Source organism: Pelistega suis, assembly GCF_013133795.1.
Taxonomy (GTDB): domain Bacteria; phylum Pseudomonadota; class Gammaproteobacteria; order Burkholderiales; family Burkholderiaceae_B; genus Taylorella; species Taylorella suis.
This window is the reverse complement of the sequence record NZ_JABGBN010000007.1, coordinates 26,320-42,914: the sequence shown is the minus strand read 5'-3', so window position 1 is coordinate 42,914 and position 16,595 is coordinate 26,320. Positions and strand designations below refer to the sequence as shown.

The following is a 16,595-nucleotide window of genomic DNA, read 5'->3' as shown; positions in this document are numbered from 1 at the left end:
TTTTTAATTTATTCATGCTTTGATTATTAACCGTTTGTCCGTTGAACTAAAACATATAACTCACATTAAAACCAACTGTCGTTTTCGCTGTTTGAAAATAAGACGGTTTCTTAAACGGTTTCCCTACAAACATATCGTATTGCCACTGCCCATACCATCGGAACTGACCACGTAATCCTAGTACTCCCCCAACTAAATGCTGTCCCAATAAATACTTAGCACTCTGTCCCGATACATAGCCTGTATCAACCCCCAAATAAGCTTGATGATTTTCATGATACTGCCATGCTAACTCTTGTCGCCAGTACCATCCTCGCTCAGCGGACAATGTCATTTCCCCATCAAACCCCCTCACGGTATAACGTCCTCCTATCGCAAATCGATCTAACGGTACCAACGGTGTTTTATTCCACTGCGCCTTAAACTGTGTATCATAAATAAAATGTTGTTGACCCAACGTAAAAGGAACATGTAGGTTTGCCTCCACGCCCCACACTTTCATGCGGGATGTCCCCTCACCAAATGCCTCTTCCGGTGCCGATAAACTACCCCGATAACCCGTCCCTCGCTTATAATGCGCACGCCATTGCCAATGACCTCGCCCCCACTGCCAATGATGCATCAACTCAACTTGCCACCCTCCCATTCGTCTACGTTGAACATCAATCTCCGTATCGTTAATATACGTGTGCACATCCCTTCGCCATAACTTACCTGTCAATAACACCTTATGTTGTGCGTGACGAAATAACGTCCGAGTTAACCCTATTTCACTCTGACGACTTTGTCCGTTATAGTCATAGACAGTACTATCTCCTGCCACTGCTTGATGATACCGATAATAATGATGATTCCAAAAAGCCTGCCAATGCCCAAACGGAACGGAATAATGCAAACTATAGCCTCGCGTACCACTCCGTGCTCGCGTACCATCTAAACCTCGATAATCTGCCTTATGCCCTAAATCCTTTTGAAAAGACAAATAAAACAAATCACTTAGCCCCAATGGATTATCTGCGGAAAATGTCATACTCCCTTGATACTTTCCTGTATAACGACTCCCCCCATCATCCACACTCATCGTGAGACGATACGGTACTTTTCGCTGACGCCAATACACGACAATATCACTCTCATTCGCTCGCTCTGATGGCTCAATATCAATCTGTGCCTGAACCGTCGGCAAGCGTCGAAAATTCTCTAAACCCTGCTCTACCTCATATAAATTAAAAACATCTCCCTCTCTTATCGGAAGTTCATTCTGAAATTGACTAATCCGCTGTGCATAAGTTTGTGGAGTATCTGATTGGTCAATACGAATACGACCCACCCGACCAGCATGAACCGTTAAAACTAATTCACCTTGATTTAAATCTTGAGGCTTAGCCAGTATTCTTGTAGTTGTATAGCCCTTAGCTATTAGGGCGTTTTGCGCATTCACCATCAAGGCATTTATACTCTGTGCCCCTAAACACTGCCCAGGCATAAACCCACTTTTTATCAAAGATTGCTTCAGCGTAAAATCCCAATGCGAAAAAAAATCGCCATCAAACGTTACCCGTTCAATAACGAAACATACAGACTCTTTCACCGGAAATACTGCCGTCTCTCTCAAGGGAACATCCATAGAGGAAACCATTCCCATCTCAGGCACCAATCGTTGCTCTCGCTCACGAAACCGCTGTGCCTCGCGTTGAATGAAATCATCTGCTGTCTGCCCATAAGCTGTCATGCAGAAAAGACTCGCACATAGTCCTCCAACAACTATCCCCTTCATCATGCCTCACTTTTTCGATTTTTAACTTATTAGTGAGACAATACCTCTACCTTCACTCTCCTTCAAGTCCTCTAGGATATCTCTAGGGAAAGTACTAAGATTACACCCCCAAATATTGCTGTCTTACCGTCGCATTCGCTCGTAGGGCAGCGATACTATCGCTATATTTCACTTCTCCCTTTTCTAAGATATACGCACGGTCAGCCACACTCAACACAAAGTCCAGATTCTGTTCTGACAATAGCACCCCCACCCCTTGTGCTTTCAGTTGTAATACCATGGCTTTTAATTGATCAACGATAATGGGTGCTACGCCCTCACTCGGCTCATCTAATAAAACCAGATAGGGATTGCCCATCAAGGTACGTGCCACACTCAGCATTTGTTGCTCCCCACCACTCATCTTAGTACCAGGACGCTGACGCATCGTCGCCAGATTAGGAAAGAGTTCAAATAATTTTTCTGGTGTCCACTGTGCGACGGGCTGACCGTCTTCCCAATAACGAGGCGCTTGTTGACCGGTGAGTAAATTTTCTTCGACATTTAGTGCCGCAAAAATACGTCGATCCTCTGGTACATAACCGAGACCCAAGCGAGCAATTTTATAGGTCGCTAAGTGATTTATTCGCTGCCCTAAAAACTGAATTTCTCCTTGCTTTTTATCTACCAACCCCATAATGGATTTTAACGTCGTGGATTTACCTGCACCATTACGACCAATCAATGCTACAACTTCGCCGCGCCCAACGCTTAAACTCACATCAAAAAGAATATGTGCGCCACCGTACCACGCATTGAGTCCTGTGACTGTCAGTAAATAATCCAAATTAGCTGCCACTGCTACGCTCCTCAATCACCGTACTCCCCAGATACACCGCCTGCACCGTTGGATTGCTCCTAATCTCATCAGGCGTCCCTTTCGCTATGATACGTCCTGCCGCCATCACAATAATCTCATCCGCAAAACCAAAGACGACATCCATACTATGTTCTGTAAAAAGCACCGCCATATTTCGCTGTTGGGCTAATTTCTTCGTTAATGCCATCATCGCAATACGCTCTGTCGGCGACATCCCAGCAGCAGGCTCATCCATCAATAATAGACGAGGTTGATGAGCCAATGCCATAGCCAACTCTAGCCGCTTGACATCACCATAAGCAATCTCACTCGCTGCTTGATGGGCATGCTCCCCCATCTCTAAAGCATCTAATAAATCCTTTGCCTCAGCTTGTAAGTCATGATGACTACGATTAAATAACGACAATCTTTTATGCTGTGCTGCCTGTAAGGCAAGTTGTACGTTCTCAATGACCGTCAATGAGCTAAAGATTTCTGCAATTTGGAAAGTTCGTCCTATCCCCAAAGCACAAATCTCATCGCTACGTCGCACCAATAAATCGACTCTATCACCTTGCTCGGGACGGATAAACCAAACATGTCCTTGGTTTGCCTTAGTTTGTCCACCAATCATATTAAAGGTAGTCGTTTTACCGGCTCCATTAGGACCAATCAGAGCAACTAACTGCCCTTCCTTGAGTGACAAGCTCACTTCACTGACTGCCCAAAAATCGCCATAAGCTTTGCTAATATTATCGACGTGTAAAATAGTCTTCATCTACTTCACCCTCTATCATTGTCGATTAAGACGCAATCGTTTTAAGTAGTCTGCTACACCCGCTATTCCCATAGGAAATAGCAACACCAAGCCGATAATCACCATCCCTAACAAAGCTTTCCAATAAGCCGTGATATTGATGACATAATCATGTAAAAAGGTATAGCTAAAAGCCCCTATCACAGGTCCGAGTAAAGACTGGATACCTCCGAGTAACACCATCACTAAACCATCCACCGACCGACTCACACTTAATTCCTCGGGAGAAATACTTCCCTTAGAAAAAGCATATAAAGCCCCAGCCAAGCCAGCAAAAAAACCCGAGATAATAAACACTTGCCATTGCACTCGACGCACATGAATACCAATCGCCTGAGCAAGCAAGACAGAATCTCGACTTGCACGCATGGCATAACCAAAAGAAGAAAACGTTATCCAACGCAATAAGAAAATACTTACTATCACCACCAGTAAGGTAAAGTAATAGTAATGATTGCCCTCTTCCAACCATGCACTCGGCCAGATACCAATTAGACCATTAGAGCCTCCTGTAAAGCCCTCCCATTGAAAGACGATAGACCATATCAATTGCGCAAATGCCAAGGTCAGCATGGCTAAATAAATACCACTTAAGCGGATACAAAACCAACCAAAAATCACCGCAAACAAGGCAGCAACCACAGGAGCCGCTATAAAGCTCCACGCCATCGGAATTGCCAGCTGTGAACTCAATACGGCCGCGGCATAAGCGCCCACGCCAAAATACACCGCATGCCCAAAACTATGCATACCCGCCAATCCCGCCATAAAGTGTAAACTCACCGCAAAAAGCGCTGCAATCAAGGCATCTTGTAACAGAATCATCACATAGGCATGATCAAATAGCGGAATCATAGCAAGACATAAAATCGCTCCTATCATCAACACTTTTTGTGGTGATGTGGCAAACCGTAACGGTGCCTCAATAGGAGCAGAATTACGAGATTTTTCTTGTGGCTTGCCTAATAAGCCCCAAGGTCTACTCACCAGTACCAATGCCATTAATAAGAACTCAACGATTAAGCTTAGCTTGCTAAAATTAATCATCACTCCTAATACATTAACCGTACCTAACCAATTGGCTATCGCCTTGACTTCCGCAATAGATAAGGCAGCAATAAAAGCACCTAAAATAGAGCCCATTCCGCCAATCACGACTACCGCAAATGCATCGCCAATTAAGCGTAAATCTAGGCTTAAGCTAGCTGGTTCATTCGGTAACTCTAACGCAGCCCCTAAGCCAGCCAAAAAAGAGCCTAAAGCAAATACACTGGTAAATAACCATGCTTGATTCACACCTAATGCGGCTAGCATTTCTTTATCTTGTTGTGCTGCTCGCACATAGATGCCCCATCGCGTGCGATTAAGCAAATACCAAAGTCCCAGCAATACCAAAGGTCCCACACTCATCAACACAAAGTTATAGGTGGGAATATGCCGTCCGAATAGATTAATAGAGCCTGTTAAACCAGGAACTTGTGGTCCTAATAAATCCTCCGCTCCCCAATACCAAAGTACGGCATCACTGATGACCAACACCAAAGCAAATGTCGCCAATAACTGAAATAGCTCTGGTGCATGATAAATACGTCGTAATACGACAATTTCAATCAATGCACCTAATAAACCGGTCAATAAGGCCGCACTCAATACCGCCAAAAGATAAGTCCCTATGCTATCCGCCCCCCACCACGTGGTGAGCGAATAGGCGAGATAAATACCCACCATATACAGAGACCCATGGGCAAAATTGACCACACGCGTGACACCAAAAATCAGGGATAAACCGACAGCCACCATAAACAATGAACTGGCACTAGCCAGTCCATTGAGTAATTGAGCAAATAATGCAGCCATATCCATAAGGGCTTACGGCTGTGGACGTAAGCGACGAACTTCTTCATCACTTGGTTGGACATCGGCTCCGTTTACATAACGAATATCCACCATGACTCCCTTACCGTCTTTGACATCTAAACGACCGACATAAGCCCCCATCGTTGATTGATGGTCAATCGCACGGTATTGAATAGCCCCTAACGGACTCATATGCTCAAGTCCCTTAAACGCGTTGACTAGATCTTCGGTTTTGGTGGAGTTGGCTTTTTCCAGACCTGCGGCTAAGGATTGCACCATCATATACCCTACAATACTGCCTAAACGAGGATAGTCATTAAATTTATCCTGATACGCTTTTAAAAAGGCATTATGCTCTGGCGTATCAATGGCATACCAAGGATAGCCGGTAACAATCCAACCCTTAGGCGTATCTTCTCCCAAAGGATCTAGATACTCTGGCTCCCCTGTTAGCAAACTGACCACCTCTACGTCTTTAAATAATTGACGGGTATTCCCTGCACGTACAAATTTGGTTAAATCCGTACTAAATAAAACATTAAAAATGGCCTCAGGTTTGGCATCCGCAAGAGCTTGTACCGTACTGCCTGCATCGATTTTATTAAAAGGCGTTGCTTGCTCGGTCACAAATTCAATATCCGGCTGACGCTCCTTCATCATTTTCTTAAAGGTTTCCGCTGCCGATTGACCATACTCATAATTCGGATATACCAAGGCCCAACGTTTTTTATTTAATGCAACGGCATCATCAATCAACATAGCAACTTTCATATAGGTAGAATCACGTAAGCGGAAGGTTCGCTCATTGCCTTTTTCCCACGTAATCTTATCTGTCAACGGCTCACCCGCCAAAAAGAAGACATTTTTCTTATCCGCAAAGTCCGCAATCGCTAAAGCGATATGCGATAAAAAACTCCCCGCTAATAAATCTACCTTATCGCGTTGCACCAATGTCTGTGCCTCGCGAATTGCATTGCTTTGCGTACCACCGTCATCACGCATAATCACTTCTAGCGTCTTTCCATGAATACCCCCTTTGGCATTCACTTCCTCTACAGCTAACTCAATGCCTTTTTTATATGGTTCAAGAAAGGCTGGTATGGTTTTATAACTATTAATTTCACCGACTTTAATGACTTCCTTAGCCTGCAGTCCCAAGCTACATACACTCAATAAAAAAGCACTCGCCCAAGCCAAGCAACGCATACTGTTTCTCCTAATGAACCAAAAATGTAAGCCATACTATAACAATTTTTTACACTTAGTTAAAACTTTTCCCTGCTTTTTTGTGCTTTATCAAGCGGTATCAGGACGTTATTGGTTAAAATGTTGGCTGTTTATATTTATTCAGAAAAGGTAAGTTGGCATTATGGCATCTGCATTTTTAGAAGGAAAAGTTCTTAGCGTTCATCACTGGACAGATCGTTTATTCAGCTTTACTACCACACGTGATACGGCTCTACGCTTTAGTAATGGGCATTTCACTATGATTGGTTTGATGGTTGATGGTAAACCTTTACTTCGTGCGTATAGTATTGCGAGCCCTAACTACGAAGAACATCTCGAATTCTTAAGCATTAAAGTCCAAGACGGTCCTCTCACCTCTCGTTTACAACACATCAAACCAGGTGATTCGATTATTATCGGTCGCAAGCCAACAGGGACTCTTTTATTAGATTATTTATTACCTGCAAAACGCCTTTATCTTTTTGGGACAGGTACGGGGCTAGCTCCCTTTCTCAGCATTTGTCGCGACCCTGAAACATACGAACGTTTTGAAGAAGTGATTCTTGTGCATGGTGTTCGCCAAGTCAATGAGTTAGCTTACTACGATATGTTTACTAAGGAGCTCCCTGAGCATGAGTTCTTAGGAGAGATGGTCAAAAAACAATTAAAGTACTATCCAACAGTGACACGTGAGCCTTTTCACACACAAGGACGTATTACGGACCATATCGCTACAGGTAAACTCTTTAAAGACTTAGGCGTACCCGAGTTAAATCCTGCCGAAGACCGTGTGATGATTTGCGGTAGCCCAGCGATGTTGGCAGATCTTAAGCGTATGTGCGAAGAGCGTGGAATGAAAGAGGGCAATACCTCAACACCTGGTGATTTCGTTATTGAGCGTGCGTTTGTGAGTCAATAAGAGAACGTTGACCTCTCTTTTTTAACAGCTCACGCTTATTAAGCTTGTTAAGTATAAATTAATGAGCAAAAAGATTGATGCTCTCATTATCAAAACGACTGGAGATAGTGCTTCTTCGGTCGTTTTTATATTGCCAAACCCATCATAGCATCCTCATTCCGCAGTGATAAAGAAACCTTATTTATCTTGACTGCGATCAATCACTCCTAAATGATTAGCCACAGCACGTTCAAATATGAATTGTTGATCAGGAAGCTCATTCACTCGACGCTGTTTTACGACCATCGTGCTACTACCACCCCCATCGAGATTAATCGCATGTGGCACTTTTAAGTCTTTAAAAAGTCTTGCGAGCTGCGTCAACGTATACCCTCTAAACCTCTCTAGCCTTCCCTCAACAACCACCATATAAAGATAACGATTATCTTCGCTTAATCCTATTGCCGTACGAGGGTGATGTCCTCGTCCATTACGCTGACAAATCGCTGGACTACTCGGAGCACACATAAATTTGCCATTTTGCATACTTTGCCAACCACTGATGACAATATGCCAAGAAGGCTTATAAATCGTTTGTTGATTATAGGGTTCAATAAAACATTGATTATTTTTAGTACATGCCAAAAAACTATATTGCTTATAATCTCGACTATTGGACCATGTTTTTTGTTGCGAGTAATTCAGTCCTAAAGGCTGACGGTTTTCATTATAAAAAGCCCCATTAATCGCCACGGTCGCCTTATGCTGATAAGCAAAATTACTCGTTGTTTCGCTATTACCCGGTATCGTCCCAATAAGTTCAAGATGTGGGCAAGACAAATCCACTTTCGCAATATGCACATGCTGCCCACGCTGCTCATAAGCCACACAAGGACTGACTTGCTCTGTTGCCGCCAAACTAGGCGACACAAAGAGAAAAGACGCCATAACGCGTTTTAGATATTTCATCCGTTTTATCAGGGTATGACTATAAATCATCACTCAACACAATGCCAATACCTAAATCACGACAAGTTTGTCTGACCGTCTCATCACTAGCCGGTGTCACGGGTGCGCATAAGTCCCAAATAATCGTTGTATGAAATCCATGGCTTTTAGCATCTTGTGCTGTCCATAACACACAGACATCACGAGCCAGTCCCGCAATATACACAGAGGTAATCCCTCGCTCTTTGAGATACCCTGCTAAGCCTGTGCTGGGACGCTCACCGTCAGGACCATAATTCTCTTGAAAGGCACTATAGGAGTCCACATCGACGCGACATCCTTTGCGCAGAATTAAATCCATCTTATCCCAATCAATCCCCTGTGCTAATGCCGCACCATGGCTCCCTTGTACGCAATGGACTGGCCATAAGGTCTGGGCTTGTTCATATAAACGGATACTCTCAAAAGCTTGTTTTCCCTCATGCTGCGTCACAAAAGAAATATGATTCGCTGGGTGCCAGTCCTGTGTCGCGATGTGACAAGCAAATAACTGACGTTTCACCAACGCCTGTACGCCGGGTAAAATCCCATCCGCCTCATAGCATGCTAACGCACCACCGGGTAAAAAATCATTTTGAATATCTACAAGAATTAATGCTGCCTGATTATGCATATAGTGCTCAACCTTTTCTCACGCATGAAAAACCTAACCGAAAGTATAACCTTTTGTGGGATAATTTTAGTATTGATTTTTTTCGTGACGTATTTATGAAAGCTATATTGGTTGAAGGTGTTGCGGGTAGTGGTAAAACAAGCTACATCGCTGATGATGTTCGTGATCGTTTGATTCCCGGTCAGGCATTGCTATTAACCTTTAGCCGCACCGGTCGCGCTGTTTTACAACATTATCTTGCCCAACGTAACGTCAAGGATTGTTTTGTCCACACCATTGATGGTTTTGCCTTACAAATCCTCAAACAATTAGGCGATACTCGTTTTCTCCTGAGTCGTCAACGTATCGAACAAGAACTTCTGCCTGAGCTTTATCGCTATGTCAGTGCACAAATGGCAAGTTATGCACAAACCATCGGCGAAGAAATTTTTCTTCCTTCTGAATCTCCTCGTCTTATGCAAGAACTGATGAGTGATATTGATTTCTACCGTGCGTCTTGTGCTTTTGAACAGGATGATGAGGCAATGCTGGAAGAAATGCTAGCCGGTAAGCTTAATCATGATTGGCGCTTAATCCGTCGCTTATTTGCGGCTTATGACAACTATCGCGAGACATGGCACCCTAGCCTATCCGAACAAGATCAAGACCTTTTTGAACATAATGATGAATTCCCTCATATTCAAGGCGAACAAGGTTTTCGTTCCCTAGGGGAAACGGTCTATGATTTACTCGCTTATGTAGAAGACAGTGATATTCTAGAAAAAATAGGTGCAAAGTACTCTCAACACTTTATTGATGAATTCCACGATACGACGCCTTTACAACTGCGTTTCTTGCTACAGCTCGCTAAACATACCCACTATGTCTTAGCCGTAGGAGATCGCTTTCAAAATATTTTTGCCTGGCGAGGCACCAATACCGATATTGTTTTTGAGCAATTTAAGCAACAACTTAAGGCACAGACACAATACCTTAATCATAGCTATCGTTATGGGCAAAGCATTGCCAACTTAGCTCATCAGATTATTCATCGTCCTATTGAGAGTAAAACTACACATCACTCAAGTATTCATACTATCGACACACATCAACTCGCTAAACTTGACCGTGAGGCGGTTATTATTACCCAAGACGTAGTCAGTCAAATCAAAGCAGCATTTGCCTTATTTAGTCATAGCAAACAAAAAATCGCTTTTGGTATTCATCATACGATTGGTGTAGCCATTCTCAATATTCTCTGCGTTTTACGCTATGACTATTTACTGGACCCCAAGAGTAAACTTATCAAAAACATTGGAATAGACTTTGCACAGTTTTTACAATTACCCCAATGTTTGCTGTCCTATTCAGCCAAACAAGAAATGCTAAAAAAACCTTCCCTAGAAAGCATTCGTATGTACTTTGATATCCATCTAGGGGTCTCAGATGAGCCGGCATATCAGCAAGATTTACGCCAAACGCTACTCGCTTGGATGAGCCTTGCCAATCAAGAAAACCGTCTTGTTTACGATATTATGTATTGGTTTGAAAAAAATGCTCGCCTCTGGTCTATCCATTCACATCGCTTATATGACCGTATCGCTTTAAGTAGCTGGGAGGCCCTTAAAGAAGACGCGCGTATTCATCAATACACATTGGCACAATGGCCTGAAAGAGCCAATCAACTCCATCGTCGTTGGAGTGATAGAGAGGGCATTCGCTTTGCGACAGTGAGCCAAGCAAAAGGAAGAGAGTATGACAGTGTGCTTGTCTATGACGCCCAGCCCAATGGCTTTGCACAAGGCATCCGTGATGAACTCTCTCGTCATCAGTTCTATGTCGCCATTACTCGTGCCAAAAAACAGCTTAGTTTCTGTGCTGACCATGCTCAGCATACACAAACACCACAAAAAGCCACAACAAAAACATCCTTAAATACCCATGACCACCCGGCTATCAACGAAAAAAAACGCCTCGCATTGGAGGCGTTAGCAGACATCAAAACTCAATTGAAGAAGAGAGTTTGAATTTTTCGGCAATCAATCCTTAAAGAGGATTGATTGTCAAAAATTTATTTTGAATATGAAATAGTTAAACTATGAGAGAGTTTAACTAGGAAATAGTCTAACTATGAAAGAGTTTAACTATGAAATAGTTAAAAGATTAACGAGTTAATCTTTTAGTCCTTTGTCGCATGTTTCAAATCAATATAACCTACTGGATGACGCAAAATACCTTTAACGTTTTCCTTTTGTAGATACGTTTGATTATAGAAATACAATGGAACAATAGGTGCTTCTGTGATTAAAATCTTCTCTGCTTTTAATAAAGCATCCCAACGTGCTTGTGCATCGGCAGCGACTTGCGCATCAGCTAATAACTTGTCATACTCCGCATTTGACCATGCTGTACGGTTCATAGAGTTACCTGTCACAAAGCTCTTTAATGAATTATAAGGATCAGCATAGTCATTAATAAATGAGCTACGAGAGAACTGTAATTCTAAACCACGTTGTTTGGCAAAGAACACTTTGTTTTCCATGCTTTGTAACTTAATGTCCACGCCTAATGCTTCTTTCAACATATTTTGTACGGTTTCTACAATACGCTTATCATTAGGATTGTTGATATACGTTAATGTAACCTCTGGAAGTGTCGTGTATTTCTCTTCTTCCATACCTTTGGCTAATAGGGCTTTGGCTTCCTCTAGATTGGTTTTAATCAAATCACCACTCTCTGCACGGAAGTCTTTGCCATTAGGACCAGTAAAGCCTGGAGAGACAAAACCATAGGCTGGTTGACGACCTTGCTTAACCACATAGTTCGCCAAATCCGCCTGATTAATTGCTAAAGCAAATGCACGACGAATATTTTGGTTTTGGAACGGTGCCATCTTAGTATGGAAACGGAAGAAATAACTACCCGCTTGTGGCATATTATGGAAGTCTTTACCGTCTTTTAATTTGTCATACATCGCTGCTGGCACAGGAGATGGTGTCGCATCTAACTCACCTGTACGATACATTTGGAAGGAGGTATTGGTATCGCTCACCATCGCAAATTCCACTTTATCGATTTTTACGCTAGCGGCATCCCAATAATTAGCATTCTTAGTGAAGACTAAATTCTTAGCGTGATTCCACTCTTTTAATGCAAAAGGACCATTACCCACAAATGTCGCTGCCTCAGTATGCCATTTTGGATTAGCGGTGGCTACTTTTTCGTTAACAGGCGCAAAGTTAGGATTTGTCAAAATATTTAGAAAAGCCACACTAGGATTCGCTAATTTCACTTCTAAGGTGTAATCATCTAAGGCTTTAATTCCTAAATCTGCTGCAGTACCTTTACCTTCGTTAAACGCTTGTGCACCTACAATATCATACGCCAAGAAGGCTGCTGGTGACGCCGTTTCTGGTTTTAACATCTCCGTCCAACCATAAACAAAATCACTCGCTTTAACAGGATCACCATTAGACCATTTAGCATTTTGACGTAACTTAAACGTATATGTTTTTCCATCTTCAGCCACGACCCAGCTTTCTGCTGCGGCAGGAGCAGCAACATGTTGAGCATCTAAACGAACCAAACCCTCTACCAAGTTATTTAATGGTTCCCAAGAAACCAAGTTAAATCCTTGTGATGGATTTAAAGATGTCGGTTCTTCGAGATTGTTTAGGTAAAGTGTCTTTTCAGCATGCGCTGCCGATACTGATAGACCTAAAAGGCAAGAAAGAAGCGTAAAACGAAAAGCTTTCATTAGAGGACCTCTAAAAATAAAATAACAACAAATTATAAACTACACTGAGCACGAGAATCTTGCAACCAACAAAGTACCTTATGCTCGTTATCCATAGTATGTAAATCAGGTAAGTATCGTTCACATACTAATAATTTCTTCTGACAACGACTAAAAAAACCACAGCCTTGTGGCGGTGCAAATAAATCCGGAGGGTAACCCTCAATTGGTTTTAAACTATCCTCCGACATATCTAAGCGAGGTACAGAGGCTAACAGACCCTGTGTATAAGGGTGACTGGCTCGATAAAAGATATCTTGGCGATTACCATATTCAACACATTGACCCGCATACATAACGGCAATATGGTCGGCAATCTTGGCGACTACCCCTAAATCATGAGTAATCAAAATAATCGCTACCCCTGTTTTCTCTTGAATTCTCGCAAATAACTCTAAAACTTGCGCCTGAATCGTTACATCCAAGGCAGTCGTTGGTTCATCCGCAATCAATAAATCAGGGTCACACATCAATGCCATCGCAATCACAATACGTTGACGCATCCCCCCTGAAAACTGATGAGGATATTGATTTAATCGTGATTTTGCCTCTGCAATACCCACTAAGCTCAACATCTCCACCGCTTTAGCATAAGCAGCTTCTTTGCTTAATCCTTTATGCTTACGCACCCCCTCTGTCAATTGTTCTCCAATAGTAAGGATAGGATTTAATGCGGTCATTGGGTCTTGGAAAATCATGGCAATCCGATTTCCTTGAATTTCTCTTTGCTTTTTCTTAGATAGACTCAATAAATCTTGCCCATCAAAAATAATTTCACCACTAGCAATCTGTCCGCTTGGCTTTTGTACTAACCCCATAATCGCCTGACACGTGACCGACTTACCACAGCCAGATTCACCAACAATCGCCAAAGTTTCGCCTCGTTTGACTTCAAGATTAAGATGACGCACAGCATGCACCACACCACCATAGACCTTAAAATTAACCGATAAGTCACGGATACTTAATAATGTTTCTGTACTCATCTTACTTCCTCAATTTAGGGTCTAAAGCATCTTGTAAACCATCACCAAGCACATTAAAGGCAAACATGGTTAAGGAAATACAAAGTGCTGGGAAAAACAGCTGCCACCACTCACCCGATAAAATCACAGGTAATGCATCATTCGCCATCACACCCCAAGACGCAAAAGGGGCTTGAATACCCAATCCTAAGAAACTTAAGAATGCCTCTGCAAAAATCGCACTCGGTACCGTTAAGGTCATTTGGACAATAATAGGTCCCATCGTATTCGGGAGTAAATTCTTACGAATAATCCTCCAAGGACTGGCTCCAAAAGAGCGAGAAGCCGTCACATACTCATAGGTTTTAAGTTGTAAAATTTGCCCCCGTACAATACGTGCCATGCTAATCCAACCCGTAATCGTCAACGCCACAATAATGGTTAACAGACTTGGTCCCATCACCACCATCAATAAAATCACAATCAGCAAATACGGTAAACCATAAAGAATCTCAACAATACGCATCATTATCGTATCGGTACGTCCACCCTTAAAGCCACTATAGCCGCCATAAGTAACACCGATTAAAAAATCAATAATCGCTGCCATCACCCCCACAAAAAGAGAAATACGCGCGCCATACCACGTGCGGACAAAAACATCTCTCCCTAAATCATCCGTACCAAACCAATGGGTCGCCGAAGGGGGAAGATTTTGCGAGCTCAAGGACTGTGCCGTGACCGAATGAGAAGATAGCATAGGCGCAAAAATCGCCATTACTAACATTACCACCAAGAAAAATAGCCCTAACATCGCGAGTTTATTTGCACGCAAACGACGCCAAGCGTCTGACCAATAAGACAGACTAGGACGCATGACTTCTGGTGTTTTTTCTCCTGTCGGTTCGATATAAGGCTTAAATAATTCATCAGGAATATGTGATTGACTCATTCTACTCTCCCTGCGATGATTTATCGAATCGGATACGTGGGTCTAATAAGCAATACACCATATCCACAACAAATAATAAAAAGACCAAAATCGCACTATAAAAAACCGTTGTCCCCATAATCACAGGATAATCACGATTGCTAATAGAGTCGATAAAATAACGCCCCATTCCCGGAATCGCAAAGATTTTTTCAATCACAAAAGTCCCCGTCAAAATGGACGCCAATAGAGTACCTAATAAAGTAACTACCGGCATTAAAGCATTACGTAAGGCATGACGCACTACCACTTTCCAAGGAGATAAGCCCTTAGCACGTGCTGTACGAATATAGTCCTGCGTCAAGGTTTCCAACATACTCGAGCGAGTTAAGCGCGCAATAATAGCCATCGGTGTCGTCGCCAAGGCAATAATCGGCAATACCATATGCATAGGCGTACGCCATGTCGCCGCAGGAAACCAACCCAAGTTGACGGATAATTCCTGAATTAATAAGGTCGCTAAAATAAAATTAGGGATAGAAATGCCTAATACCGCAAACCCCATCGCCACATAATCAATCAAACCATTATGGCGTAACGCAGCAAATACCCCTAAAGCGATTCCCGATATCACGGCGACTAATACCGCCCAAATACCTAGTTCAAAGGATATAGGAAAAGCACGCTCAATGAGTTGCACCACCGTGGTATCAGGATTACTGATAGACGGTCCAAAATCCAAGGTGAAAATCGACGCCATATAGTTAAAATACTGTACATATAAAGGCTGATCTAACTTATAGAAACTCCGTAGATTTTGCTCTACAGCTGCATTAAAAGAGCGATCCTGATCAAAAGGAGAACCCGGAATAATATGCATTAATAAAAACGTTAACGATGCAATGATGATAATCGTCATAATCATCATTAAAAAGCGCTTAATGACATAACGACTCATCAAGACTCTCCTTGCTCTAAGAGATGACAGGCAACAAAGTGTTTAAGCTTATATTCTTTAAATTGAGGAGCTTGTTGGCGGCATTTATCCATAGCCTTTGGACATCGTGTATGAAAAACACAACCCGAAGGTAAATTCATCGCACTCGGTAACTCACCCTCTAACAATATACGCTGACGCTGATCCTCAATATCAGGGTCAGCAATAGGAATCGCCGATAAGAGTGCTTGAGTATAAGGATGTAGAGGTTGTTCGTATAATTCCTGACTATCAGCCAACTCTACTAAATGCCCTAAATACATCACACCTACCCGATCAGAGATATATTTCACCATAGATAAATCATGGGCAATAAATAAATAGGTCAGTCCTTTTTCTTTTTGTAAGCGCTGCAATAACAAGACAATCTGCGCTTGGATAGAGACATCTAATGCAGAAATAGGCTCATCAGCAACAATAAATTTTGGCTCTAAAGCCAGCGCTCGTGCAATACCAATCCGTTGACGTTGCCCACCAGAAAACTCATGCGGATAACGATTAGCATACTCTTTCCGTAAGCCTACTTCTTCTAAAAGACTGTAGACTTTTTGACGTAATGCCTCACGATTGGGGTAAAGTCCATGAATTTCTAATGGCTCAGCAATAATATCCAAAACAGTCGAACGAGGATTTAAGCTTGCGTAAGGGTCTTGGAAAATCATTTGCGCATCACGAATAAGCGCTTTTTTATCATTCCCTTTTACGTGATGAACATTTTTTTTATCAATGAGTACCTGACCGCTATCCGTGTTGTAAAGACCCAAGATAACTCGCCCAGCCGTAGATTTACCACAGCCAGACTCCCCTACCAAACCAACGGTTTCCCCTGGGTAAATCTCTAAGCTAAAATTGCTTAATGCCTTAACCTGCTGTTGCTGATTTAGCACAAAGG

Annotated in this window: 14 protein-coding genes; 2 read left to right on the top strand and 12 right to left on the bottom strand. The window is 42.5% G+C overall.

Features of this window, described 5'->3' with window-relative positions; all coding sequences use genetic code 11:
• Nucleotides 1-46: 46 nt before the first annotated feature.
• From HKX39_RS08420 to HKX39_RS08400, 5 genes are all read right to left on the bottom strand, one after another.
• A complete protein-coding gene (locus tag HKX39_RS08420; protein ID WP_171680880.1) occupies nucleotides 47-1,780 on the bottom strand; it encodes a ShlB/FhaC/HecB family hemolysin secretion/activation protein in 1,734 nt (577 codons plus the stop codon).
• A gap of 97 nt (nucleotides 1,781-1,877) precedes the next feature.
• Entirely contained in the window at nucleotides 1,878-2,615 is a 738-nt protein-coding gene (locus HKX39_RS08415; RefSeq protein WP_343043441.1) for an ABC transporter ATP-binding protein, read from the bottom strand.
• Complete coding sequence (locus tag HKX39_RS08410; protein ID WP_171680878.1) at nucleotides 2,605-3,393, bottom strand: ABC transporter ATP-binding protein; 789 nt, start codon at nucleotides 3,391-3,393, stop codon at nucleotides 2,605-2,607. The genes HKX39_RS08415 and HKX39_RS08410 overlap by 11 nt, the downstream gene beginning before the upstream one ends.
• 15 nt (nucleotides 3,394-3,408) lie before the next feature.
• The gene (locus HKX39_RS08405; protein ID WP_171680877.1) at nucleotides 3,409-5,295 is read right to left on the bottom strand and encodes an ABC transporter permease; all 1,887 of its coding nucleotides are present in this window, start codon (nucleotides 5,293-5,295) and stop codon (nucleotides 3,409-3,411) included.
• Between the two features lie 6 nt (nucleotides 5,296-5,301).
• A complete protein-coding gene (locus HKX39_RS08400; RefSeq protein WP_171680876.1) occupies nucleotides 5,302-6,495 on the bottom strand; it encodes an ABC transporter substrate-binding protein in 1,194 nt (397 codons plus the stop codon).
• Nucleotides 6,496-6,658: 163 nt separating this feature from the next.
• On the opposite strand from HKX39_RS08400, the gene HKX39_RS08395 reads away from it, so the two are divergent.
• A complete protein-coding gene (locus HKX39_RS08395) occupies nucleotides 6,659-7,435 on the top strand; it encodes a ferredoxin--NADP reductase (RefSeq protein ID WP_171680875.1) in 777 nt (258 codons plus the stop codon).
• Between the two features lie 177 nt (nucleotides 7,436-7,612).
• On the opposite strand, the gene HKX39_RS08390 is transcribed toward HKX39_RS08395, so the two are convergent.
• Nucleotides 7,613-8,383, bottom strand: a complete 771-nt coding sequence (locus HKX39_RS08390) for a phosphodiester glycosidase family protein (RefSeq protein ID WP_246226133.1) — start codon at nucleotides 8,381-8,383, stop codon at nucleotides 7,613-7,615.
• A gap of 19 nt (nucleotides 8,384-8,402) precedes the next feature.
• A complete protein-coding gene (locus tag HKX39_RS08385) occupies nucleotides 8,403-9,035 on the bottom strand; it encodes a nicotinamidase (protein WP_171680874.1) in 633 nt (210 codons plus the stop codon).
• A gap of 95 nt (nucleotides 9,036-9,130) precedes the next feature.
• Here HKX39_RS08385 and HKX39_RS08380 point away from each other — a divergent pair, with 95 nt between their 5' ends.
• A complete protein-coding gene (locus HKX39_RS08380) occupies nucleotides 9,131-11,041 on the top strand; it encodes a UvrD-helicase domain-containing protein (RefSeq protein WP_171680873.1) in 1,911 nt (636 codons plus the stop codon).
• Between the two features lie 152 nt (nucleotides 11,042-11,193).
• Here HKX39_RS08380 and HKX39_RS08375 read toward each other — a convergent pair whose 3' ends face one another.
• From HKX39_RS08375 to HKX39_RS08355, 5 genes are read right to left on the bottom strand one after another with little or no spacing between them, the layout of a single operon-like run.
• Entirely contained in the window at nucleotides 11,194-12,771 is a 1,578-nt protein-coding gene (locus HKX39_RS08375) for a peptide ABC transporter substrate-binding protein (RefSeq protein ID WP_171680872.1), read from the bottom strand.
• A 32-nt stretch (nucleotides 12,772-12,803) separates the two neighbouring features.
• The gene (locus tag HKX39_RS08370; RefSeq protein ID WP_171680871.1) at nucleotides 12,804-13,796 is read right to left on the bottom strand and encodes an ABC transporter ATP-binding protein; all 993 of its coding nucleotides are present in this window, start codon (nucleotides 13,794-13,796) and stop codon (nucleotides 12,804-12,806) included.
• Nucleotide 13,797: 1 nt separating this feature from the next.
• Nucleotides 13,798-14,727, bottom strand: coding sequence for an ABC transporter permease (locus HKX39_RS08365; protein WP_171680870.1), 930 nt, complete (start codon nucleotides 14,725-14,727; stop codon nucleotides 13,798-13,800).
• Between the two features lies 1 nt (nucleotide 14,728).
• Nucleotides 14,729-15,664: an ABC transporter permease gene (locus HKX39_RS08360; RefSeq protein ID WP_171680869.1), complete on the bottom strand. Its 936-nt coding sequence runs from the start codon at nucleotides 15,662-15,664 to the stop codon at nucleotides 14,729-14,731.
• Nucleotides 15,664-16,590 carry an ABC transporter ATP-binding protein gene (locus HKX39_RS08355; protein WP_343043440.1) on the bottom strand — a complete coding sequence of 309 codons (927 nt, stop codon included), beginning with the start codon at nucleotides 16,588-16,590 and terminating at the stop codon, nucleotides 15,664-15,666. Before HKX39_RS08355 ends, HKX39_RS08360 begins: the two co-directional genes overlap by 1 nt.
• Nucleotides 16,591-16,595 lie beyond the last annotated feature (5 nt).